Source organism: Stenotrophomonas maltophilia group sp. RY12688, assembly GCF_052149045.1.
Lineage (GTDB): Bacteria > Pseudomonadota > Gammaproteobacteria > Xanthomonadales > Xanthomonadaceae > Stenotrophomonas > Stenotrophomonas sepilia.
On the sequence record NZ_CP197389.1, the window covers coordinates 1673181 to 1696615 of the forward strand.

General features: G+C 66.6%; 23 protein-coding genes. 16 read left to right on the forward strand and 7 right to left on the reverse strand.

All coding sequences use genetic code 11. The features are described 5' to 3' along the window. Positions 1–17: 17 nt before the first annotated feature. The 3 genes from ACS0OT_RS07955 (at position 18) to ACS0OT_RS07965 (ending at position 2611) form a co-directional block, all read left to right on the forward strand. Positions 18–1259 (forward strand): lipoprotein-releasing ABC transporter permease subunit, encoded by a 1242-nt coding sequence (locus ACS0OT_RS07955; RefSeq protein WP_442256182.1) that lies wholly within the window; start codon positions 18–20, stop codon positions 1257–1259. Continuing rightward, the gene (gene lolD / locus ACS0OT_RS07960) at positions 1252–1965 is read left to right on the forward strand and encodes a lipoprotein-releasing ABC transporter ATP-binding protein LolD (protein ID WP_032954095.1); all 714 of its coding nucleotides are present in this window, start codon (positions 1252–1254) and stop codon (positions 1963–1965) included. Before ACS0OT_RS07955 ends, lolD begins: the two co-directional genes overlap by 8 nt. Before the next feature lie 187 nt (positions 1966–2152). Continuing rightward, positions 2153–2611 carry a DUF6491 family protein gene (locus tag ACS0OT_RS07965; RefSeq protein ID WP_262090852.1) on the forward strand — a complete coding sequence of 153 codons (459 nt, stop codon included), beginning with the start codon at positions 2153–2155 and terminating at the stop codon, positions 2609–2611. A 75-nt stretch (positions 2612–2686) separates the two neighbouring features. Here ACS0OT_RS07965 and ACS0OT_RS07970 read toward each other — a convergent pair whose 3' ends face one another. The 3 genes from ACS0OT_RS07970 to ftsY all read right to left on the reverse strand — a co-directional run bounded on the left by ACS0OT_RS07970 (position 2687) and on the right by ftsY (position 5451). Further along, positions 2687–2956 (reverse strand): oxidative damage protection protein, encoded by a 270-nt coding sequence (locus ACS0OT_RS07970; protein WP_005416139.1) that lies wholly within the window; start codon positions 2954–2956, stop codon positions 2687–2689. 5 nt (positions 2957–2961) lie between these two features. Then, positions 2962–4086, reverse strand: a complete 1125-nt coding sequence (gene mutY, locus ACS0OT_RS07975; protein WP_329953739.1) for an A/G-specific adenine glycosylase — start codon at positions 4084–4086, stop codon at positions 2962–2964. A gap of 84 nt (positions 4087–4170) precedes the next feature. Continuing rightward, positions 4171–5451: a signal recognition particle-docking protein FtsY gene (gene ftsY / locus ACS0OT_RS07980; protein WP_005416141.1), complete on the reverse strand. Its 1281-nt coding sequence runs from the start codon at positions 5449–5451 to the stop codon at positions 4171–4173. Positions 5452–5580: 129 nt separating this feature from the next. On the opposite strand from ftsY, the gene ACS0OT_RS07985 reads away from it, so the two are divergent. Beyond that, on the forward strand, positions 5581–5880 hold the full coding sequence (locus ACS0OT_RS07985) for a hypothetical protein (RefSeq protein WP_065185205.1): 300 nt from the start codon (positions 5581–5583) through the stop codon (positions 5878–5880). Between the two features lie 167 nt (positions 5881–6047). Here the strand turns inward: ACS0OT_RS07985 and htpG are convergent, their stop codons facing one another. Next, positions 6048–7940, reverse strand: coding sequence for a molecular chaperone HtpG (gene htpG, locus ACS0OT_RS07990; protein ID WP_065179421.1), 1893 nt, complete (start codon positions 7938–7940; stop codon positions 6048–6050). A gap of 598 nt (positions 7941–8538) precedes the next feature. On the opposite strand from htpG, the gene rsmD reads away from it, so the two are divergent. The 6 genes from rsmD (at position 8539) to ACS0OT_RS08020 (ending at position 13351) form a co-directional block, all read left to right on the forward strand. Further along, the gene (gene rsmD, locus ACS0OT_RS07995) at positions 8539–9117 is read left to right on the forward strand and encodes a 16S rRNA (guanine(966)-N(2))-methyltransferase RsmD (protein WP_164093346.1); all 579 of its coding nucleotides are present in this window, start codon (positions 8539–8541) and stop codon (positions 9115–9117) included. Between the two features lie 26 nt (positions 9118–9143). Then, positions 9144–9653, forward strand: a complete 510-nt coding sequence (gene coaD / locus ACS0OT_RS08000) for a pantetheine-phosphate adenylyltransferase (protein ID WP_005416145.1) — start codon at positions 9144–9146, stop codon at positions 9651–9653. Between the two features lie 59 nt (positions 9654–9712). Beyond that, positions 9713–10204, forward strand: coding sequence for a hypothetical protein (locus tag ACS0OT_RS08005; protein WP_004153167.1), 492 nt, complete (start codon positions 9713–9715; stop codon positions 10202–10204). A 132-nt stretch (positions 10205–10336) separates the two neighbouring features. Next, the gene (locus tag ACS0OT_RS08010; RefSeq protein ID WP_004153175.1) at positions 10337–10618 is read left to right on the forward strand and encodes a YfhL family 4Fe-4S dicluster ferredoxin; all 282 of its coding nucleotides are present in this window, start codon (positions 10337–10339) and stop codon (positions 10616–10618) included. Next, positions 10615–12345 (forward strand): gamma-glutamyltransferase, encoded by a 1731-nt coding sequence (ggt, locus tag ACS0OT_RS08015; RefSeq protein ID WP_262219659.1) that lies wholly within the window; start codon positions 10615–10617, stop codon positions 12343–12345. The genes ACS0OT_RS08010 and ggt overlap by 4 nt, the downstream gene beginning before the upstream one ends. A 118-nt stretch (positions 12346–12463) precedes the next feature. Beyond that, positions 12464–13351, forward strand: a complete 888-nt coding sequence (locus ACS0OT_RS08020; RefSeq protein WP_164093348.1) for an MBL fold metallo-hydrolase — start codon at positions 12464–12466, stop codon at positions 13349–13351. A 41-nt stretch (positions 13352–13392) separates the two neighbouring features. On the opposite strand, the gene ACS0OT_RS08025 is transcribed toward ACS0OT_RS08020, so the two are convergent. Together ACS0OT_RS08025 and upp are read right to left on the reverse strand one after the other, a co-directional pair. Next, positions 13393–13686, reverse strand: coding sequence for a PsiF family protein (locus ACS0OT_RS08025; RefSeq protein WP_164093349.1), 294 nt, complete (start codon positions 13684–13686; stop codon positions 13393–13395). A 186-nt stretch (positions 13687–13872) separates the two neighbouring features. Beyond that, entirely contained in the window at positions 13873–14505 is a 633-nt protein-coding gene (gene upp, locus ACS0OT_RS08030) for a uracil phosphoribosyltransferase (protein ID WP_005416149.1), read from the reverse strand. A 217-nt stretch (positions 14506–14722) separates the two neighbouring features. Between upp and ACS0OT_RS08035 the strand changes: the two genes are divergently transcribed. Genes ACS0OT_RS08035 through ACS0OT_RS08050 form a run of 4 tightly spaced genes read left to right on the forward strand, consistent with a single transcriptional unit; the run spans position 14723 to position 20340 of the window. Further along, the gene (locus tag ACS0OT_RS08035; protein ID WP_216654979.1) at positions 14723–17236 is read left to right on the forward strand and encodes a TonB-dependent receptor; all 2514 of its coding nucleotides are present in this window, start codon (positions 14723–14725) and stop codon (positions 17234–17236) included. Beyond that, positions 17236–18351: a phytase gene (locus ACS0OT_RS08040; protein ID WP_053499166.1), complete on the forward strand. Its 1116-nt coding sequence runs from the start codon at positions 17236–17238 to the stop codon at positions 18349–18351. The genes ACS0OT_RS08035 and ACS0OT_RS08040 overlap by 1 nt, the downstream gene beginning before the upstream one ends. Before the next feature lie 14 nt (positions 18352–18365). Then, positions 18366–19715 carry a purple acid phosphatase family protein gene (locus ACS0OT_RS08045; RefSeq protein ID WP_231109038.1) on the forward strand — a complete coding sequence of 450 codons (1350 nt, stop codon included), beginning with the start codon at positions 18366–18368 and terminating at the stop codon, positions 19713–19715. A 10-nt stretch (positions 19716–19725) separates the two neighbouring features. Then, entirely contained in the window at positions 19726–20340 is a 615-nt protein-coding gene (locus ACS0OT_RS08050; protein ID WP_065179491.1) for an inorganic diphosphatase, read from the forward strand. A 19-nt stretch (positions 20341–20359) separates the two neighbouring features. Here ACS0OT_RS08050 and ACS0OT_RS08055 read toward each other — a convergent pair whose 3' ends face one another. Beyond that, positions 20360–20944 (reverse strand): hypothetical protein, encoded by a 585-nt coding sequence (locus tag ACS0OT_RS08055; protein ID WP_065179490.1) that lies wholly within the window; start codon positions 20942–20944, stop codon positions 20360–20362. Between the two features lie 109 nt (positions 20945–21053). Between ACS0OT_RS08055 and ACS0OT_RS08060 the strand changes: the two genes are divergently transcribed. Beyond that, complete coding sequence (locus ACS0OT_RS08060; protein WP_442256188.1) at positions 21054–22469, forward strand: cryptochrome/photolyase family protein; 1416 nt, start codon at positions 21054–21056, stop codon at positions 22467–22469. A gap of 139 nt (positions 22470–22608) precedes the next feature. After that, positions 22609–23304 carry an OmpA family lipoprotein gene (locus ACS0OT_RS08065; RefSeq protein ID WP_005416156.1) on the forward strand — a complete coding sequence of 232 codons (696 nt, stop codon included), beginning with the start codon at positions 22609–22611 and terminating at the stop codon, positions 23302–23304. Positions 23305–23435: the final 131 nt, after the last annotated feature.

The window sequence follows — 23435 nt, forward strand, 5'->3', positions numbered from 1 at the left end:
TTGACCGGCGTGCCTGCATGTTCAAACCCATTCCCGTGGCCATTGGCCTGCGCTACCTGCGCGCCAAGCGCCGCAACGGCTTCATCTCCTTCATCTCGATGGCATCGATCCTGGGCATCGCGCTCGGCGTTACGGTGCTGATCACCACTCTGGCGGTGATGAGCGGTTTCCAGAAGGAAATCCGCAGTCGCCTGCTGCAGATGACCGCACACACCACCATCAGCCGCGACGGTGAACCGATGCCGGACTGGATGCGCGTGGTCGATGTCGCCCGCAAGGATCCGCGCGTGGCGGGTGCCGCGCCGTACATCGAGATCCAGTCGATGATCAGCGGCCCGCGCGTGCAGGGTGCGATCATCCAGGGCATCGATCCGGACCTGGAGCCGAACGTCTCGGTGATCGACAGGAAGGTCACCAAGGGCAGCTATGACAGCCTCAAGCCGGGCAGCTTCAACCTGCTGCTGGGCAAGGAGCTGGCGATCTGGCTGGGCGTGGACGTTGGCGACCAGGTGCTGGTGACTTTTGCCGAAGTGCAGGGTACGCCTGCCGGTGCAGTGCCACGGATGAAGCGCTTCACCGTCAGCGGCATCTTCGAGGCCGGGTACAACGAGGTCGATCGCGGCGTCGGCTTCGCCAACATGCAGGACCTGGAGCGTGTTCTGCGTAGCGACGGCGCCACCGGCGTGCGGCTGAAGCTGCACGACATGGACCGTTCGCTGGAAGTGGGCGTGGACCTGGCGCAGAGCCTCGGTGGCGCCTATCGCGTGAGTGACTGGACGCAGCAGAACGCCAATCTCTACCACTCGCTGCGCATGGAGAAGGTGGTGATGGGCATCCTGCTGTCGCTGATCGTCGCCATGGGGGCCTTCAACCTGGTGTCCTCGCAGGTGATGCTGGTGACCGACAAGCAGGCCGACATTGCCATCCTGCGCACCCTGGGCCTGACCCCGGGCGGGGTGATGCAGGTGTTCATGGTGCAGGGCTCGTTGATCGGCATCTTCGGCACGCTGGCCGGCCTGATCGGTGGCATCACCCTGACCCTCAACCTGGAACGCATCCTCGGCGCCATCGAGAGCGTGTTCAACGTCAAGCTGCTGCCGGAGGATGTGTACTACATCACCGGCCTGCCGACCGACATGCAGACCGGCGACGTGGTGGCGATCACAGTGGTCGCGCTGCTGATGAGCTTCCTGGCCACCCTGTATCCCGCCTGGCGGGCAGCACGCACCCAGCCGGCGGAGGCCCTGCGTTATGAATAAGGTCGTCAACCGCGGCGATGAAGTGATCCGCGCCGAAGCGCTGGGCAAGACCTATGCCGAAGGGCGCATGCAGACGCCGGTGTTCGATGGGCTGGACCTGACCGTGACTGCTGGCGAGACGGTGGCGATCATCGGTGCCTCCGGTGCCGGCAAGAGCACGCTGCTGCACCTGCTGGGCGGCCTGGACATTCCGACTGCCGGCGAAGTGTATGTGACCGGCCAGCGCATGTCGGCGCTGTCGGATACCGCGCGCGGTCTGCTGCGCAACCAGGCGCTGGGCTTCGTCTACCAGTTTCATCACCTGCTGCCGGAATTCACCGCGCTGGAAAACGTGATGATGCCGGTGCTGCTGGCCGGCACCGCCGTGGCCGAGGCGAGCAGCCGGGCGACCACGCTGCTGGAAGCGGTCGGCCTCGGCCATCGCCTGGACCACAAGCCGGGCGAGCTGTCCGGCGGCGAACGCCAACGTGCCGCAGTGGCGCGTGCGCTGGTCAACCATCCCGCCTGCGTGCTCGGCGACGAGCCGACCGGCAACCTGGATGACCGCACCGCCGGCACCGTGTTCGAGCTGATGCTGGAACTCAACCGCGCGCGCCATACCAGCCTGGTGCTGGTGACCCACGACCGCAGCCTGGCGCGGCGCCTGGACCGGGTGCTGGAGCTGCGCGAAGGGCGCCTGCACGCGCTGGCCCACGCCGACGTCTGAGCGCTGGGACCGCTTTGGTAGAGGCCGGCCTTGGTCGGCTGCTCCTGCAGCGCAAGCGCCAACCAAGGTTGGCGTCTACCGTGGTCCGGCCAGTAGCCGCCGACCGGCGGCTGAATGGGGCGCGAGCCGTCGCGCCGGCGTTGCCAGGCCAGGCGCATGATGGCGACAGTTCCCCGAGGAGATCGCCATGAAGACCCCGATCCTGATGGCCGGACTCTGCCTGGCACTGGCCGCCTGTGCGACGGCCGGCCGGCTCAGCAGTACCGAAAAACTGGATCTGTACCGTGCCCACGCCGGCGCGCCGCAGAACGACATGCAGTTCTTTGGCAGCCTCAATGGCTGGACCGAGCTGGGCGACAGTGCGCTGGCGGTGTGGACCCGTCCCAGCGAAGCCTATCTGCTGGAGTTGAATGGTCCCTGCCAGGACCTGCCGTATGCGACCGCCATCGGTCTGACCAGCAGCATGGGCCGTGTGTCGTCGCGCTTTGACAAAGTGCTGGTGCGCGACCCCACCGGCGGCCCGCGCCTGCCGTGCTTCATCAACAGCATCCGCAAGCTGGATGTGAAGGCGCTGCGCGCGTCCGAGCAGAAGCTGCGCCAGGCGCAGGTGCAGGAGCGCGAGGAAAACACCGCACCGGCGAAATGATCGAAAAAGGGGACGGAGGGGATTAAGTCGTTTGTGCCACAAACGACTTAATCCCCGCCGTCCCCTTTTGGGTTGTCAGGTTTCCGGGGTGAAGCCGGCCGGCTTTTCCGCGTCCTTCTCGAACAGGAACTTGACCAGTTCGCCTTCAAGGAACGCACGATGTTCCGGCGTGCGCGGCGACAGCCGGTTCTCGTTGATCAGCATGGTCTGGTGGGCCAGCCACGCGGCCCAGGCCTGCTTGCCGATGTTGTTGAAGATGCGCTGGCCCAGCTCGCCGGGGTAGGGCACGAAGTCCAGACCCTCGGCATCGCGTTGTTCGTACTGGCAGAAGACGGTTCGGGGCATGGCATTCACTCGTGGTTACGGGGTTTGCTGGAATTTCGTTTCGGCGTCTTGATCGTGGCGCCGTCGAGCAATTTGCGGATCGGTGCCGGCAGGCCCAATGCGGGTAGCTCGTCGTTGGCGACCCAGCGCAGCGTGGGTTCTTCCACACGCAGGCCGCGCACCTTCCGTGACAATACCTGCAGGTGCAGCCTGTAGTGGCTGAAGGTGTGCTGCAGCACCGGCAGTTCCTCTGCATCTTCCAGCGAGCCGTCGACATGTGCGTCGAACCAGTCCTGCAGGTCGCTGCCGGCCTCGGCCTGCGGCAGCGTCCACAGCTGCGCCCAGATGCCGGTGTCCGGCCGCTTCTGCAGCAGCACGCGTTGCTGGGCGTCGCGCAGCAGCAGGGCGACCGCTTCGCGTTCGGGCAGGGTCTTGCTGGGCTTGGGCGTGGGCAGTTCAGCGGTGCGGCCTTCGCGCCGCGCCACGCACGCGTCCTGCAGCGGGCAGATCACGCAGGCCGGCTTGGCCCGGCTGCATACCGTCGCGCCCAGATCCATCTGCGCCTGGGTGTAATCGGCCATGCGCCCGGCCGGCACCTGCGCGACGTGCGCCTGGGCAATCGCCCACAGTTGTTTCTCGATGGCCGGCAGGCCGGGAAAGTCGTCGATGCCGTGGTAGCGGCTGAGCACGCGCTTGACGTTGCCGTCGAGAATCGCGAACCGATCGTTCCATGTCTGGCTGAGGATCGCACCGGCGGTGCTGCGGCCGATGCCGGGCAGGGCATGCAATGCATCGAAATCGCGCGGCAGGTCGCCGTCGTGCAGTTCCACGCAGCGCTTTGCGGCGGCGTGCAGGTTGCGTGCGCGGGCGTAGTAGCCGAGCCCGGCCCACTGCGCCATCACCGCGTCATTGCTGGCGGCGGCGAGCTCGGGCAGGGTTGGGAAGTGCTGCAGGAACCGATGGAAGTACGGGATGACCGTGGCCACCTGGGTCTGCTGCAGCATGATCTCCGACAACCAGACCCGATAGGGGCTGCGCGGGTGCTGCCAGGGCAGGTCATGGCGACCGTGGTCGTCGAACCAGTGCAGCAGGCGGGCGACGAAGTCGTCTTCCTTGGCAGTGTCGGCGCTGGCGTGCGGCTGGCGGGGCATGAGTGTTCCGGAAGGAGGCAGCCACCCATGGGGTGGCTCTACCAGATCGCAGTAGAGCCACGCCATGCGTGGCTGCACGGTGTATCAGGCGCCCAATGCTTCGGGCAGCAGGGCGTCGACGAAGGCTTCCGGGTCGAATACACGCAGGTCTTCCGGGCGCTCGCCAATGCCGGCGAAGCGGATCGGAATGCCGAACTCGCGGGCCAGTGCGAACACCACGCCGCCCTTGGCGGTGCCGTCCAGCTTGGTCACCACCAGGCCGGTCACGTTCACTGCGGCATTGAACTGGCGCAGCTGCGACAGCGCGTTCTGGCCGGTGGTGCCGTCGATCACCATCAGCACTTCGTGCGGGGCGGTGGGGTCGATCTTGCCGAGCACGCGGCGGATCTTGCCCAGCTCGTTCATCAGCCCGGACTGGGTGTGCAGGCGGCCGGCGGTATCGGCGATCAGCACCGAGGTGCCGCGGGCCTTGCCGGCCTGCAGCGCGTCGAATGCCACCGAAGCGGCATCGGCGTTCTGCCCCTGCGCAACCACGGCCACGCCGTTGCGCTCGCCCCAGGCCTGCAGCTGGGCCACGGCGGCGGCGCGGAAGGTATCGCCGGCAGCCAGCATCAGGCTGTGGCCGTCATCCTTGAAGCGCTTGGCCAGCTTGCCGATGGTGGTGGTCTTGCCGACGCCGTTGACGCCGACGGTGAGCACTACGAAGGGCTTGGCATTGCGGTCGATCACCAGCGGCTTGGCCACCGGCTGCAGGATCGCGATCAGTTCTGCGCGCAGCGCGGCCAGCAGCGCATTGGCGTCGGCGAACTCGCGCGACTTCATGCGCTTGCGCAGGCCCTCGACCAGATCGGTGGTGGCGCCCACGCCGACGTCGGCGGTGATCAGGGCGGTTTCCAGCTCGTCCAGCAGATCGTCGTCGAGCTTGGGGTTGCGCGAGAACAGGCCGCCGAAGCTGCGCGCGATGACGCTGTTGCGCAGGCGCTCGCGCCAGCCGGGCTTGCCGGCGGGCGCCGGAGGGGCATCCACCAGCGCAGGCAGGTCGGTGGCCGGGGCGGTGGGTTCCTCGACCGGAATGACCGGAGCCAGAGGAGCCAGCACAGCGGCCGCAGCGAGCGCTTCAGCCTGGACGTCCTCGGGCGCGGTGGCCGGCTGCGCAGCTGGCACGGCAGGCACTTCGGCGACCGGGGCCGATTCCGGTGCAGGTGCGGGTGCATTGGCTTCGACCACCGCGGCGGTGGGTGCGTCTTCGGCCGGGGCGGCCGACGGGAACGCCGCCGCCAGCTCTTCAGCCGAGTAGTGCTGGGTCTTGGACGCCTCCGTGGTGGGGGCATCCTGGGGCTTCTTGCGGCGGAAAAAACTGAGCATTGGCAAAAGGCGCTGAAATCAGAGGGATATGCTACCACTCAGGCCTGTCGGGCCGATGTGGACTCAAGGTCGCGGCCGGCCGGCCGTTAACCGGTCCGGAGGGTTGCGCGGAGCGGCCCGGAGACCGCCATGAACAACGTGATGGGAATCGCCCTCGGCGGGATGCGTGCGGCCCAGCAGGGCGTGCAGGTGGCAGCGCACAACGTGGCCAATCTGGCCACCCCCGATGCGCAGCGCCTGCAGTTGCAGCGCGGTGCCACTGGACAGGGTGGGGTGCAGGCCTCGGTGACTGCCGCCGGCGCTGATGTCGGTGCACCGCTGGGAGATCTGCTGGCGGCGAAAGCCGAGGTGGTGGCCTTCGCCGCCAATGCCTCGGTGATCCGCCGCCAGGACCCGTTGCTGGGTTCGCTGCTGGATCGGGAAGCCTGAGCCCCCTCGGCAGGCGCGAACCGCCGCCCCTGGTGGGTGCCAACCCTGGTTGGCATGCTTACCCCCCCTGGCAGGTGCCAACCTTGGTTGGCACGCTTTTGGGGCGCCAACCAAGGTTGGCCTCTACCAAGGCACCGCTGGGCCATGCCCGGCGACCACCGCCTCGATCAGGCCGACAGCTCCAGCAGCAGCTTGTTCAGGCGCGCCACATAGGCACCCGGATCCTTCAGGCTGTCACCGGCGGCCAGCGCGGCCTGGTCGAACAGCACCCGGCCGAGGTCGTCGAAGCGCGCGCCATCGGCTTCGGCGTCGAGCTTGGCGATCAGCGGATGGCCCGGGTTGATCTCCAGCACCGGCTTGCTGTCCGGCACCTTCTGCCCGCTGGCTTCCAGGATCTGGCGCATCTGCAGGCCCAGGTCCTGCTCGCCGATGGCCAGCACCGCCGGCGAATCGGTCAGGCGGTGCGACACGCGCACCTCGGCCACTTCGTCACCCAGGACCGTCTTGAGCCGCTCGACCAGGCCCTGCTTGTCCTTTGCTGCCGCTTCCTGTGCCTGCTTGTCCGCATCGGTTTCCAGTGCGCCCAGGTCGAGATCGCCACGGGCGATGTCGACGAAGCCCTTGCCGTCGAAATCGGTCAGGTAGCCCATCAGCCACTCGTCGATGCGGTCGGTCAGCAGCAGCACTTCCACGCCCTTCTTGCGGAACACTTCCAGGTGCGGACTGTTGCGCACCTGGCTGTAGCTCTCGCCGGTGAGGTAGTAGATCTTGTCCTGGCCTTCGGTCATGCGGCCGATGTAATCGGCCAGCGACACGCTCTGCGCATCGCCGTCGCCACGGGTGGAGGCGAAGCGCAGCAGGCCGGCCACCTTCTCGCGGTTGTTGTAGTCCTCGGCCGGGCCTTCCTTCAGCACCTGGCCGAACTCCTTCCAGAACGTGGCGTACTGCTCGGGCTTGTCGGTGGCCAGCTTCTCCAGCATGTCCAGCGAACGCTTGGTCAGCGCCGATTTCATCGAATCGATGACCGGGCCGGACTGCAGGATCTCGCGCGAGACGTTCAGCGACAGGTCGTTGGAATCGACCACGCCCTTGATGAAGCGCAGGTACAGCGGCAGGAACTGCTCGGCCTGGTCCATCACGAACACGCGCTGCACGTACAGTTTCAGGCCCTTGGGCGCATCGCGGTGGTACAGGTCGAACGGCGCGCGGCCGGGCACGTACAGCAGCGAGGTGTACTCCAGCTTGCCCTCGACCTTGTTGTGGCTCCACGCCAGCGGGTCGCTATGGTCGTGCGCTACGTGCTTGTAGAACTCGGTGTACTCGGCGTCGCTGATCTCGGTGCGCGGGCGGGTCCACAGCGCGCTGGCGCGGTTGACGGTCTCCCACTCGACGGTGGCGCCTTCTTCGCCACCTTCCTTCGGCATCTGGATCGGCAGACCGATGTGGTCCGAGTACTTCTTGAGGATGCTGCGCAGGCGCCAGCCATCGGCGAAGTCGTGCTCGCCGTCCTTCAGGTGCAGCACGATGCGGGTACCGCGCTCTGCCTTGTCGACGGTGGCCACTTCGAAATCGCCTTCGCCACGCGAGGTCCAGCGCACGCCTTCGGCCGCAGCCAGGCCAGCGCGGCGCGAGGTCACTTCCACTTCGTCGGCGACGATGAAAGCGCTGTAGAAGCCGACGCCGAACTGGCCGATCAGCTGCGAATCCTTCTTCTGGTCGCCGGACAGCTGCCGCAGGAAGTCGCCGGTGCCGGACTTGGCGATGGTGCCGAGGTGGGCGATGGCTTCGGCGCGGCTCATGCCAATGCCGTTGTCTTCGATGGTGATGGTGTGGGCGGCGGCGTCGAAGCTGACGCGCACGCGCAGCTCGCTGTCGCCTTCCAGCAGCGCCGGCTGGGTCAGGGCCTCGAAGCGTAGCTTGTCGGCGGCGTCGGCAGCGTTGGAGACCAGCTCGCGCAGGAAGATTTCCTTGTTGGAGTACAGCGAGTGGATCATCAGCTGCAGCAGTTGCTTGACTTCGGTCTGGAAGCCAAGGGTTTCGGTCTGGGTGGTCTCGGTCATCGATAGGGCTCCATGTGCAATGCCGCGCCAGCGCGTGCGGCCTTGCCAAGGGGTAGGGGTGATTGTCCCGAAATCAAGGGGTTGTTCGGCCGGGCTGCGCCCGGCACCCGCAGAGGCCAGAGCAACAGCCGAAGCAACAGCGGGCTATCCGTGGGATGGCGGGGCGGTGTCGGATTGCGGGGACGCCGTGAACCCGTCCTTGGGGGCTTGGCCGCGGCATCCATGCCGCGGACGCCGCGCAATCCGACACCGCCCCGCCTTCGATAGTTGGCCGGCGGCCAGTAGATCCACGCCATGCGTGGATGGAATCTCTCAGATATCGAAATCCAAACCAAGGTCAGATCCGTTTTCCGCAGGAAAACGGATCTGACCCCGCCTGTATGTCGAGCATCGGATCGCGTCTGGGGTAGAGCCCCCTGAGTCAGGGGGCGGCCGCGAAGCGGCGGGGGTATGGAAGCTGGTAAGTGGGGCCCGCGTTTCGCGCAGCGAAGCGTGGGAGCGACAGCGCGCATGCGTTGGCGCGTCCCCGGCCGCGGGCCGGCCGAACTACAATCCCACTCATGCTGAAATTCTTGAATACCTCCCGCCGGGGGCGCCAATGAGCGGCCGTGGGGGCAACGACGGCCAGGTCCGCATCATCGGCGGTCGCTGGCGCAATACCCGCTTGCCGGTGCCGATCCTGCCGGGGCTTCGGCCCAGCAGCGACCGTGTGCGCGAGACCCTGTTCAACTGGCTGATGCCCAAGCTGGGCGGGGCCCGCGTCCTGGACCTGTTCGCAGGCAGCGGCGCATTGGGGCTGGAAGCCGTCTCGCGCGGTGCCGCCCACGCCACCCTGGTCGAGCGCGATGCGCAGCTGGGACGCAACCTGACCGCCGCCGTGGCCAAGCTGCAGGCCGGCGACCAGATCAGCGTCGTGCAGGCAGATGCCCTGCGCTGGCTGCAGGGTGCGCAGGCGCAGCAGGCCGATCTGGTGTTCATCGACCCGCCATTCGCCGATGGCCTGTGGCAGGACGTGCTGGCCCAGCTGCCGCGGCACCTGGCAGCCGATGCCTGGCTGTACCTGGAATCGCCGGCCGGCCACGTGCCGGTGCTGCCGCAGGGCTGGCTGCTGCACCGCGAGGGCGGCACCCGTGAGGTGCGCTTTGCCCTGTACCGCCGTGCCACTGCTACACTTTGACCTCATCTGAACATCTGCTACCGCCCATGACCGTGGCCAACCGCCGCATTGCCGTCTATCCCGGCACGTTCGACCCGATCACCAACGGTCACATCGACCTTGTGAGCCGGGCCGCGCCGCTGTTCGAAAAGGTCGTGGTCGGCGTGGCGCAGAGCCCGTCGAAGGGCCCGGCGCTGCCGCTGGAACAGCGCGTGCAGCTGGCGCGTGGCGCCCTGGCCCACCATGGCAATGTCGAAGTCATCGGCTTCGATACCCTGCTGGCCCATTTCGTACGTTCGGTCCAGGGCGGGGTGCTGCTGCGCGGCCTGCGCGCGGTGTCCGACTTCGAGTACGAGTTCCAGATGGCCAGCATGAACCGCCACCTGATCCCCGAGGTCGAGACCCTGTTCCTGACCCCGGCCGAGCAGCACAGCTTCATTTCGTCCTCGCTGGTCCGCGAGATCGCGCGCCTGGGCGGCGACGTGTCCGGTTTCGTGCCGGCCGCGGTGCTCGAAGCCCTGCGCAAGGTCCGCGAAGCGAAGGCGGCACAGTCGTAAGCCCGCCGTACCTGCACCCCATTACGTACAACACCACGCACCATTCCGGGAGGAAATCCATGAACACCACCATGCGCGCGATGCTGATCGCTTCGTTGGCCCTGGCCTTCACCGCCTGCAAGAAGGAAGAGGCCGCTCCGGTCGACGAGGCCAAGCAGGCCCTGGTCGCTCCGTCCAAGGACGACGATGCCGGCTGGAAGAAGTACCTGCAGGAAGTGGCGATCCAGAACATGGGCAACATCACCAACAGCCCGTTCCTGTATTACCTCTCCCCGGAATCGGACCCGGACTTCCAGGCCAAGTACGAGCGCCAGACCGAGAGCGCGACCCAGGCCGTGGCCCGTGGCGTGCAGCCGGGCAACATGCTGGCCTTTGGTTCGTCGGCCTCGGGCAAGATGGCTGACATGATCCAGGCCGTGTTCAAGGACGTGTCGCCGGATTCGATGAAGGGCGTGCGCGTCGTCTTCATCGGCCAGTCGGCCGACAACGCCCGCGTGCAGGCTGCGATCCAGCCGACCGGTGCCGAGTACATTTTCGTCGAAGCCAAGTAATACCGAGCCATGGCGGCCATGCTCCGGCATGGCCCGGGCGGCGTCCTGCCAGGGCGCCGCTGATGACCTGACCGGCCCGCGCGCCCGCGCTGGCCGGTCCTTTGTCCCAAGGCGCGGGCGAGGAGTATCGCCATGTCGCTGAAAATCAACGAGCTCTGCGTCAACTGCGACGTCTGCGAGCCGGCCTGCCCGAACCAGGCCATTGCGATGGGTGAAACCATCTACGTGATCGACCCTGCGCGCTGCACCGAATGCGTGGGTCATTTCGACGAGCCACAGTGCGTGGTCGTCTGCCCGGTCGAGTGCATCGACCCGGATCCGGAGATCGTGGAAACGGAAGACCAGCTGCTGGCCAAGCTGCGCCAGCTGCAGCACGATCACCCCGAACTCTATGCGGAGCCCCCATCCGAATGAAGACGCTGATCGTCCGCCCCCTGTTGCTGCTCGGCCTGCTGCTGAGCCCGATGGCCTGGGCCGACAGCCCGGCCGGTGCCGAGCGCCCCGACGGCGCAGCCATTGCCAGCGGCCACGCGCTGGCCACCCAGGCCGGTATCGATATCCTGGCGCAGGGCGGCAACGCCTTCGACGCTGCGGTGGCGGTCTCGTCCACGCTGGCGGTGGTCGAGCCGATCAGTTCCGGACTCGGCGGCGGCGGCTTCTTCCTTCTGCACGACGCGGCCACCGGCAAGGACGTGATGCTGGATGCACGCGAGACCGCACCGGCGGCGGCCACGCCGCAGGCCTTCCTCGACAAGCAGGGCAACCTGGACCGCGACCGCTCGGTCAACGGTGCGTGGTCGGCGGGTATTCCCGGCCTGCCTGCGGCGCTGGTCGAACTGTCGGCCAAGCACGGCAAGCTGCCGCTGTCTGCATCGCTGCAGCCGGCGATCCGCATCGCGCGCGAAGGCTTCCCGGTGTACGACCGCATGGCCAAGGGCTATGCGTCGCGCCGTGAAGTGATGGAGCGCTATCCCGGCACGCGTGAAGTCTATCTGCGCAACGGCAAGCCGATCGCCAGCGGTGACCTGTTCAGGCAGCCGGAGCTGGCGCAGACGCTGGAGCGCCTGGCCGCAGGTGGCTTCGATGGCTTCTACAAGGGGCAGACCGGAAAGCTGCTGCTGGCCGGCGTCAAGCAGGCCGGCGGCAAGTGGACCGCTGAAGAGCTGGCCGGCTACCGCGTGAAGCAGCGCGAGCCGATCGTGTTCAACTACAACGGCTGGAAGATCACCACCGCGCCGCCGCCGTCGTCGGGTGGCATCGCGCTGGCCAGCATGCTGCAGATCCTGGAAGGCTGGGACATCAGGAAGATGGACCCGGCGCACCGCACCCACCTGGTGGTGGAGTCGATGCGCCGTGCCTACCGCGACCGTACGTTCTTCCTCGGCGATCCGGACTTCGTGCAGATCCCGCAGAAGGTGCTGACCAGCAAGGACTACGCACAGGGCCTGCGCGCGACCATCCATCCGGAGAAGGCCACGCCCAGCGACCTGCTGTCGGGCAATCCGACGCCGCTGGAAGACGACGAGACCACGCACTTCTCGATCATCGACCGCGACGGCAACCGCGTCGGCGCCACCCAGACCGTCAACCTGCTGTACGGCTCGGGGCTCATTCCCAAGGGCACCGGCGTGCTGCTGAACAACGAGATGGACGATTTCGCGCTGAAGCCGGGTACGCCCAATGCCTTCGGCGTGATGGGCTACGAGGCCAATGCGCCGAAGCCGGGCAAGCGCATGCTCAGCTCGATGACGCCGACCTTCATGGAAAACAGCGACAAGGTGATCGTGCTGGGCACGCCGGGTGGCAGCCGCATCATCACCATGGTGCTGCTGGGCATCCTCGGCTACGACGCCGGCCTGGACGCGCAGCAGGTTGCCGCGCTGCCGCGCTACCACCACCAGTGGCTGCCGGATCTGATCGAAGCCGAGGACGATGCGTTCGACGCGGCGACGGTGAAGCAGCTGCAGGCGATGGGCCACAGGATCGACCTGCCGGGCAATGTCGCCGCCGGCGGTCGCGGTTCCAGCCACGTGTGGGGCAACCTGCAGACCGTGGAATGGGACCGCAAGGCGAACAAGCTGTTCGGCGGCAGCGACCCGCGCAATCCGGTGGGCAGTGCCCAGGTCGTGCCGGCCCACTGATGTGGCGGTGCCGGCCACTGGCCGGCAATCTGGCAGATCACCAGGACCCCGCCAACCGGCGGGGTTTCCTGTTTCCTTTCTAGCGATTATTTAACAGTCCGGCGCCGATAATCGACGCATGAAACTCTGGTCTATTCGTGGAAACTCGCAGCGCCTGGACGGCGGCGCGATGTTCGGCAACGCGCCGCGTGCGTTGTGGGAAAAATGGGCGGCTCCGGACGAGCTCAATCGCATCGAGCTGGCCTGCCGTGCGCTGCTTGCCAGTCCGCTGGAAGGCAAGACAGTACTGTTTGAAACCGGTATCGGTGCGTTCTTCGACCCGCGCATGCGCGAGCGTTATGGCGTGCAGGAAAGCCAGCACGTGCTGATCGATTCACTGCGCGAAGCGGGTTTCGAGCACGAGGACATCGACGTGGTGGTGCTCAGCCACCTGCACTTCGATCATGCCGGTGGCCTGCTTGCCGCATGGAGCGAAGGGCGTGAGCCCGAACTGCTGTTCCCCAACGCAACCTATGTGGTTGGTGCGCAGCATTGGCAGCGCGCCGTGCGGCCACACCCGCGCGATCGGGCCAGTTTCATTCCTGAGCTGCCCGGCCTGCTGCAGGCCAGTGGCCGCCTGGAAGTAGTGGAGGGGGAGTACTCGAATGCGCTCGGCCGCAGCGTGCGCTTCAGCTACAGCGATGGGCATACGCCGGGGCTGATGCTGGCCGAGATCGTTGGCCACGCGCATGCCGGTGAAGATGCGCATGGTGGCGTGGTGTTCTGTGCCGACCTCATCCCAGGTCGTTCATGGGTGCACGTGCCGATCACCATGGGCTATGACCGCAATGCCGAATTGCTGATCGACGAGAAACGGCAGTTCCTTGAAGACAAGCTGGCGCGCAACGTGCGGCTGTTCTTCACCCACGACCCGCAGGTGGCGCTGGCGCAGCTGGGCCGTGATGACAAGGGACGTTTCGTGACCCTGCACGAACAGGGCGAGCTGAAGGCGCGCGCCCTGGGTTAATGGCAGAGCCGAGCGTGGGCTCGGCTCCACATCACTCGTCGTTACGACGCCTTCAGGCAGCTGCTCATGAAGGTCTTGCGCGCATCGCCGGCCAGCTTCTTCGCGCCTGCGTCAGCGTTGCATTTGCGCATGCGTTCCTGCTGCGTATTGACCAGCTTGGTTTCGGCGGCATGACCGCTGAGGCAGGAGCTCTGCGCGGTCTTGTAGGCATCCCCCTTCAAGCCCTTGTTCTTGGCCGAGCATTCGGCCATGCGCTGCTGCTGCGGGGTGGTGGCATTGGCAGTCAGGGGCAGGCCGACCAGCAGGACAGCGGCCAGCAGGAAAGAGGCTTTCATCGGGAGCTCCAAGCGGTGGCGGGTGCGCGGAGCATTCGCTTCCGACCGGTAAGGCCACGTGAAGAATCACGCGTCGGCCACACCCGCGTCCACGGGCGTTCACGTGACGCGGCGAAGCGGGCCGGCGAACGGTTGTCGGGTCAGAGCCCTCTCCTGCGGAGAGGGATCCGACCACGGTTCGCCGGATCAGCCGACGCGGGTGCCGAAGATGCGGTCACCCGCGTCGCCCAGTCCGGGCAGGATGTAGCCCTTGTCGTTGAGCTGGGCATCGATGGCCGCAGTGTAGATTTCCACGTCCGGATGCACGGCCTTCACTGCTTCGATGCCTTCGGGCGCGGCCACCAGGAAGATGCCCTTGATGCGACGGGCGCCGGCGCGCTTGAGCATGTCGATGGTGGCGATCAGCGTGCCGCCGGTGGCCAGCATCGGGTCGAGGATCAGTGCGTCGCGCTCTTCCAGGCGGCCGGTCAGGCGCTCGAAGTAGGGTACCGGCTGCAGGGTTTCTTCATCGCGCTGCAGGCCGACCACGCTGACACGGGCGGCCGGAATCAGCGACAGCACGCCGCTGAGCATGCCCAGGCCGGCACGCAGGATCGGCACCACGGTGATCTTGGCGCCGGCAATGCGCTGCACCGTCACCGGGCCGGCCCAGCCGGCCAGGGTGTGCGGCTCGGTATCCAGGTCGGCGGTGGCCTCGTAGGCCAGCAGCGTACCCAGCTCGTTGGCCAGTTCGCGGAAATCCTTGGTGCTGAGCGCAGCGTTGCGCATCAGGCCGATCTTGTGCTGCACCAGCGGGTGGCGCACTTCGACGATCTTCATGGTCGGGAAGGGGAATAGGGAGAGAGGCCGCCATTTTGCCGGATTGGCGGGGCGAAGCCCAAACCGGGCCCGGGGCCGCTGTACATGAAATGTGCAGAGGCATGTCACGGCCATGCAACCTTGCGGACATACCGTGCAGACCCATTCTTAACAGGAATGGGGATTCCCAGTGCATATCAAGACTCCGTTGGCCGTTGCCATCACCCTGACCCTGGCGATGGGGGCTGCCGCCCCGCTGCAGGCCGCCGGGCAGCAGGCGGTAGCCGCCACCGGCGCCGTGGCGGCCGACGCGGTCGACCTGGACCGTATCGAGGTGCGCGCCCAGCTCGAATCGCAGATCCGCGCGGTCGACCTCAAGCGCGGCAGCGACGCCATCGAAGACGCGGTGTCCTCCGATGCCCTGGGCCAGTACCCGGACAAGAACGTGGCCGAGTCGCTGCAGCGCCTGCCGGGCATCAGCGTGACCCGTGACCAGGGCGAGGGCCGTTTCGTGGTCATCCGTGGCCTGGACGCCAATCTCAACAGCGTCAGCGTGGATGGCATCGCCGTGGGCACGCCGGAGGATTCCAGCCGTGCCGCGCCGCTGGACGTGATCCCGTCCGATTCCACCGAACGCCTGCGCGTGGTGAAGTCGCCGACCCCGGACATGCCCGGTGATGCCATCGGCGGTGCCGTGCTGGTGGAATCGGCCTCGGCCTTCGACCGCGACGGTCGCAGCCTGCGTGGCAAGATCGAGGGCAGCCACCAGCAGCTGTCCGGCGAGACCAGCCCGAAGGCGGCCTTCAACTACAGCGAAGTGTTCAACGACACCTTCGGCGTGGCGCTGGGCGTGAACTACCAGAAGCGCCGGTTCGAGTCGGACAACACCGAAGTGGAGTACGACGGCGAGGACGATGCCGCCCCCGGTGACGTGACCGCGATCAACCTGCAGCACCGCAAGTACGAGATCGAGCGCAAGCGCATCGGCGCCAACCTCAACCTCGACTGGCGGCCGGACGAAGACAGCAGGTACTACCTGCGCACGCTGTACAGCCAGTTCGACGATGCGGAGACCCGCCAGCGCGTGATCTTCAACTTCGACGACGCGAAGATGGTCAAGACCGGCACCGACCAGTACCGCCTGGATGGCATGCCGAAGGACTCGATCGACAAGCGCATGCGCTACCGCACCAAGAAGGAAAACACCTTCGCGGCCAGCCTGGGCGGCGAGCACAAGTTGACCAACGCCGTGGTTGATTACCGGATCGGCTACACCCGTACCGAAGAGCGCGTGAACGACGAGATGGAGGCGCGTTTCAAGCTCAACGGCAAGGCGTTCAACGGCAGCCTGGACCAGAGCAGCCGGCTGCCCAGCTACAACTTCGACAACCCGCAGTGGCTGGACAACAGCAATTACGCGTTCGACCGCTTCGTGCTATCGCCCAAGCAGGTGAACGACAAGGAGCACAGCGCGCAGGTCAACGTGCGCTTCGACGGCGACAGCAGCAGCATCAAGTTCGGTCTGCTGGGCCGCTGGCGCGACCGCGACGTGAATGTGGATGAGCGCGAACTGCGCGTCGGCCCGAAGGTGGCGCTGGCGGGCTGGACCACCTCCTCGCCCGAACATCGCCACGGCAACTTCGGCGACGGCATGGATTCGGCGGCGATGCGTGCCTTCTGGGCGGCCAATGGCAGCCAGTACAGCGCCCGCCCGCAGGACGTCGGCGGCAATGCGATGACGTCGCTGGAAGAGGATTACGTGGCCAGCGAAGACATCTTCGCCAGCTACGCCATGGGTACCTGGGACGTGGGCGCGCTGCGCCTCATCGGCGGCGTGCGCGTGGAGAACACCCGCTTCAAGGCGATCGGCAACCAGGTGGACGTGGCCGCCAACGGCCGCAGCTTCACCGTCACCCCGCGCGTGGCCAACAGCAGCTACACCAACGTGCTGCCGGGCCTGCACCTGCGCTATGACGCGGCTGATGACTGGGTGCTGCGCGCCTCGGCCAACAAGACCGTATCGCGCCCGTCCTTCGGCGACGTCTCGCCGCGCGTGGGTTACAGCCGTGGTGACGAGGAAGTGCGCCTGGGTAACCCGGAACTGGATCCGTACGAGTCGAAGAACATCGACCTGTCGGTGGAGAAGTACATCGGCAGCAGCGGCATCGTTTCGCTGGGCCTGTTCCACAAGTCGATCGATGGCTACATCGTCGAAACCGTGCGCACCAATGATCCGGCCTACGGTGGATTCGATGTGACGCAGCCGATCAATGGTCGCAAGGCCACCGTGCGTGGTGCGGAGTTCAACTGGCAGCAGCAGCTGGCCTTCCTGCCGGACGGCCTGGATGGCCTGCTGGTCGGCGCCAGTGGCACCTGGCTGGATACGAAGTTCGATGCCGGCATCAAGGACCGTGCGGGCGAGGACTTCACGCTGCCGCGCGCTTCCAAGCATGTCTACAGCGCACACATCGGCTATGAAAAGTACGGTGTAAGCACGCGCCTGGCGGCCGTGTACCGCAGCGAGTACCTGGACAGCATCGGCAAGGGGCGCGCATTCGACATCTACGTGGCACCCAACACCCAGCTCGATTTCTCGCTTGACTACAAGTTCACCCCGCGCGTGAGCGTGTACTTCGAGGCGCAGAACCTGCTGGACAAGCCGTTGGAGCTGTACCAGGGCACCCGTTCGCGCACCCTGCAGCTGGAAGAGTACGGCCGCACCTATGCGCTGGGCCTGAAGGTGGCGCTGTGATGGGGCGTGGCGTCACTGTCCTGGCCGCCGCGCTGGCGGCTACGCTGGTCGCCGGCTGCACGCCGGCCACCGGCAACGATCCGGTTGCGGGAGCGGCCTCGCCGGCCGCCAGTGGCGAGCGCAAGGTAGCCACCATCGCCGAAGCGTTCCTGTCACCGATGACCCCGGCCGACAACATCGACTCGCCGGCGGCCTGGCGCGCGCCGGACGGCGTACTGTGGCTGATCGCCACTGCCAAGGCCACCGACAAGCTGGTGGTCTACGACGGCAGCACCGGCCAGCACCTGCGTGACGTCGGCAGCAGCGGCACCGCACCGGGGCAGTTCGACCGCCCAAACGGCATCGCGGTGACCGACGACCTGCTGTGGATCGTGGAGCGCGACAATCACCGCGTGCAGGTACTGCGCCTGCCGGACTTCGCGCCGCTGGCGACGTTCGCGGCGGACGACCTGCGCAAGCCTTACGGGCTGTGGGTCGACCGCCGTGCCGATGGCTACAGCGTCTACGTCACCGACTCCTGGGACAACGGCGAGGATGCACAGGGGCGCGACATCCTGCCGCCGCTGGCCGAGCTGGACAAGCGCGTGCGCCAGTATCACGTGACCCGCAATGGTGAGAAGGTCGACGCGAAGCTGGTGGCCAGCATCGGCGATACCACCGAGACTGGTGCGCTGCGCGTGGTCGAGTCGATCTGGGGCGATCCCGAGAACGACCGCCTGCTGATCGCCGAAGAGGACGAGAGCTACGCCAGCGAGTTCAAGGTCTACACCCTCGCGGGCCGCTTCACCGGCACCACCTTCGGCCGCGACGTGTTCAAGGCACAGGCCGAAGGCGTGGCCCTGCGCACCTGCGGCAAGGATGGCTGGTGGATCACCACCGAACAGGGCAAGCAGCGCAGCGTGTTCCATCTGTTCGACCGGCACACGCTGAAGCCGGTCGGCGCGTTCCAGGGCAATACCGTGGCCAACACCGATGGCATCTGGATGATGCAGCAAGCCAGCACGCGCTTCCCGCACGGTGCGCTTTATGCCGTGCATGACGACCAGGGCGTGGTAGCGTTCGACTGGGAGAGCATCGCCAAGCAACTGGCGTTGCCGCTGGAGTGTGGCGCATGAGCCGGCAGCGCGTGATGCGCACGTTGGCCCTGGGTCTGCTGCTGGCGCTGCCGTCGCTGTCGTTCGCGGCGGCCGAACCGAATACCCAGGTGCCGGCAGGTAGCCGCCACTACGCAGCGACGACGGTGCCGGACCGCATCGTCGCCTCGCCGGTGGCCGATTCCAGCCATGGGTTCGCAGTGGCCTGGCGCACCGATGGCAGCGTGCAGGCGCCGCTGCTGGAGATCGCAATGGCCGCAGATTCGCCGGCCATCGAAGGCATCCGCCAGGTTCGTGCGACGACCCGCGCGCTGCAGACCGAGAACGGCCTGTCGCACCACCATCGTGCAGATATCGATGGCCTGCAGCCGGATACCCAGTACGTCTACCGTGTGCAGGGCAACGGCAGTTGGAGTGCATGGAACCAGCTGCGCACGCTGGCTGCCGCCGACCAGCCGCTGACCCTGCTGTACTTCGGCGATACCCAGAACAAGAACGTCAGCCATGTCAGCCGCGTGGTGCGTGCCGCGCAGAAGGCCGCACCGCAGGCACGCATGAGCCTGTTTGCCGGCGATCTGGTCAGCGGCGGCGACAACATGGATGACAGCGAGTGGGGCGAATGGTTTGCCGCCGTCGGCTGGCTGGCGCAGGAAATGCTGGTGGCGCCGGCCATAGGCAATCACGAGTACTTCGAGGAATTCGAGGACACCCCGCAGGAGCGCCGGGTGCTGGGCCGCCACTGGCCGGTCACGTTCGCGTTGCCGGGCAATGGTGCCAGCGCTGCGCAGCAGAGCAGCTACTGGTTCGATGCGCAGGGCGTGCGCGTGGCGGTGGTCGATGGCACTTCGGCACTCGACCTTGGCACCGCCAAGGCACAGGCGCAATGGCTGGACAAGGTGCTGACCGGCAATCCGCAGCCGTGGACCATCGTGTTGCTGCACCAGCCGTTCTACTCGCCGCGCGAAGGGCGCGAGAACGCCGCGCTGCGTGAGGTGCTGTTGCCGGTGGTACGCCGCCACAACGTCGATCTGGTGCTGCAGGGCCACGACCACACCTATGGCCGCCGTGGCGAGGGGCAGGCCGCAACGCCGCAGTACGTGGTAACCGTGGCGGGGCCGAAGCAGTACCGTCTCTCCGACGAGGCACGAAAGACGATGGATCCGGTGGCCGAAGACACCCAGTTGTTCCAGGTGTTGAACATCGACCCGCAGCGCCTGCGCTATGAAGCACGCACCGTGACCGGCCGTCTCTACGATGCCTTCGAACTGCGCCGCGATGCCAAGGGGGGGAAACAGCGCATGGAGCTGACCGAAGGCCGCATCGCACCGCGCGACTGCCCGCGTGCGCAGACCGCCAAGGGTCGCGCCGATCGCTGCTGGGAATGAGGAGATCCAGATGAAAACCGTACGCCGTCTTGTCCCCATGGCTGCCATCGGCGGGGCCCTGCTCCTGCTCGCGACAGCGGTGACCGCTGCCGATACCGTGCTGCATCCGTTCCTGGTGGCCCAACCAAGGGAAGCCCCGCGGGAGGTGAATCTGGCGGTGGAGATTCCCGCCGGCAGCGTGACCAAGTACGAGATCAAGGAAGACGGCCTGGTGCATGTGGACCGCTTCCAGTCGATGCCGGTCGCCTATCCGGCCAACTACGGTTCGATGCCGCGCACGTTGGCTGGCGACAACGATCCGCTGGACGCGCTGGTGCTGACCCGTGAACCCCTGCATCCGGGCGTGATCGTACGCTTCCGGCCGATCGGCTACCTGAAGATGATCGACGGCGGCGAGCACGACGAGAAGATCATCGGCGTGCCGACCGACAAGGTTGACCCGACCTACGCCAACATCCGCGACCTGGCCGATCTGCCGGAGATCGAAAGAGAGCGCATCGAAGCGTTCTTCCGGGTCTACAAGGACCTGCCGGCCGGGCGCAACCCGGTGCAGCTCAACGGTTGGGGCAACGCCGCCGAGGCGCGGGCGCTGATCAGCGAAGCGATGAAGCGCTTCGAAAGGTAGATCCGCGCCATGCGTGGATTCAGTCCAGCAACGTCTCGATGAACGATTCGGCCTGCAGGCGGTCGCCCAGTACCCGGGCCACCACCTGTACGGCTGCGTCCTGGTGTTCAGGGCGGATGCCGCCATCGTCATCGTCGTTGTAGAGGTCATCGCCGGCGTCGAGGTACACCGTGCCTGCTGCAGCCAGAGCTGCCATCAGGGTCGGCACGTCGGCAGTCATTTCGACGGCATCCAGCAGGCCGGCACCGTGATGGCTGAACAGCACACGGCCGTCGTCCAGATCGAGGATGAGCGGATCAGCGCTGCGATCGGCAATCACCAGCCAGTTCGAGGGCCAGTCGTTGATCCGTTCGCCGCTGATGCCATGCCATCGATAGCCGGCCTGATGGCTCCACAGGCGTTGCAGCGGCGGTATCCAGACATCAAGGCCGGGAACGGTGATGCCGGCGGTGCCTACCCGGGCATTGATCACTTCGCCCAGCGGCCCGACCTGCGCGTAGAAGCGTGCCAGTACCGGGGGCAGCGGGAACGGGCCCTGCCAGTCGCTCTCGTGCTGGGCATGCAGCAGCCCGAAGCGGGCGAATGAGGCGTGAAGATCATCCATGTCAGAGTCCATCGGGCAGCGGCCGTGCAGCCTAGCAGACGGCGTCTGCGCGCATCGCCTTCACCACCGCTGGCTATCATGTGCGCCTTCCACAACGAAGGCGGTGCATGTGTCGGTAGCGTTGGTATGGTTCCGCCGTGATCTGCGGCTGCAGGACAATCCGGCCCTGCAGGCCGCGCTGGACGCCGGTCACCATGTGGTGCCGGTGTACATCCACGCGCCGCACGAGGAAGGCGAATGGGCGCCCGGCGCGGCGTCCGATGCCTGGCGTCATCCCTCACTGGCCGCACTGGATGCCGACCTGCGCGCGCGCGGCTCGTCGCTGGTGCTGCGCAGTGGTGACAGCCTGCCGGCCCTGCAGTTGCTGATCGAGCAGACCGGTGCCGAGGCGGTGTACTGGAACCGCAAGTACGAGCCGGCCACCCAGCCTCGCGACGCTACCATCAAGCGCACGCTGCGCGAGCAGGGCGTCGACGCGCAGAGCTGCAATGGCAGCCTGTTGTTCGAGCCCTGGGACATCGCCACCCAGCAGGGACAGCCGTACAAGGTGTTCACGCCGTACTGGCGCAACGTGCTCAGTCATTGGCGCCTGCCGGCACTGCAGGCCGCACCGGAGGCACTGACGCCGCACGCGGTCGGCAGCCTCGCACTTGATGATCTCCAGCTTGCACCGACGCTGGATTGGGATACCGGCTTCTGGGAGTACTGGCAGCCGGGTGAAGCCGGTGCGCTGGAGGCGCTGTCGGTGTTCGAGGACGGCGCCTTGCGCGGTTACCGCGAGCAGCGAGACCTGCCCGACCGCGTGGGCACCTCGCGGATGTCGCCGCACCTGCATTTTGGTGAGATCGCACCGTGGCGCATCGCGCATGCGCTGGAAAGACTGCGCAGTGCCGGCACCGATGCCGACATCGACGGCTATCTGCGGCAACTGGGCTGGCGTGATTTCGCCTACCACCTGTTGCATCACTTTCCGAAGACGCCCACGGACAACCTCAATCCGCGTTTCGACCGCTTCGCCTGGGCGGCACCGACTGCAGCGCAACTGCACGACTGGCAGCGCGGCAACACCGGCGTGCCGATCGTTGATGCCGGACTGCGCGAGCTGTGGCACACCGGCTACATGCATAACCGGGTGCGGATGATCGTGGCCAGCTACCTGTGCAAGCACCTTCGCGCGCACTGGCTGCATGGCGCGCGCTGGTTCTGGGACACCCTCGTCGATGCCGACCTGGCCAACAACACGATGGGCTGGCAATGGGTGGCCGGGACCGGCGCCGATGCCGCGCCGTACTTCCGGGTGTTCAACCCGGTCACCCAGGCCGAGAAGTTCGATCCGCAGGCCCGCTACATCAGCCGCTGGGTGCCCGAGCTGGCGGCACTGCCGGTGAAGGCGCGGTTTGCGCCGTGGCAGCATCCCCTGCTCCTGGCAGCACACGCGCCTGACTATCCACGCACGCCGATGGTGGACCTGGCTGAGGGCCGCGACGCTGCGCTGGCCGCATACCGCCAGTCGGGGGCGGGGTAAAGGGTGACCCGAGCGATCCGGTCAGTTAGCTGAACGCGGCCCTGTCGGCGCACCGGATCATCATCCCGACATCGCATTCGGCTGTTTATCCTCTCTGCGCCCGCAAGCCGCCGGCCGACCGGAAACCAAGGAGAACCTCATGATCCGCAACACCACCCGCAACGTCGCACTGGCCCTGATGAGTGCGGCCGTCCTGTCGGCCTGCGCCACCGGCGGCTCCTATGTGCAGAGTGACCAGTACGGCAACCCGACCGAACAGCAGAACCGGACCGGCCGCAACGCGCTGATCGGTACGGCCATCGGCGTGGCGGCCGGCCTGCTGACCGGCGACAGTGCTACCGAGCGGCGCCAGCACGCGCTGATCGGTGCCGGTATCGGCGCACTCAGCGGTGCCGCCGTCGGCCAGTACCAGGATCGCCAGGAACGTGCACTGCGCGAGCGCACCGCCAACACCGGCATCGATGTGCAGCGCCAGGGCGACAACATCATGCTGAACCTGCCGGACGGCATCACCTTCGACTTCGGCAAGGCGACCCTGAAACCGCAGTTCTATGGCTCGCTCAACGGCGTGGCCGGTACGCTGCGTGAGTACAACCAGACCATGATCGAGGTGGTTGGCCACACCGACAGCATCGGCAGCGACGCAGTCAACAATCGCCTGTCGAAGGAACGCGCCGACTCGGTCGCGCAGTACCTGATCGGCCAGGGCGTGCAGAGCGTGCGTATCGAAACGCTGGGCGCCGGCAAGGCGTACCCGATTGCCGACAACAGCACCGATGCCGGCCGCGCCAAGAACCGCCGCGTCGAGATTCGCGTGATTCCGCTCAAGCAATAACGCGTAGCGTTACTGCTTGAGCCGGTCCGGCCATCGGCCGGAACGAAAATGCCGCCCTTGCAGGCGGCATTTTTGTGGGTGCCGAGCGTTGCTCGGCACGCCGACAGCGCATGCAGAGTCGAGCCGGGCTC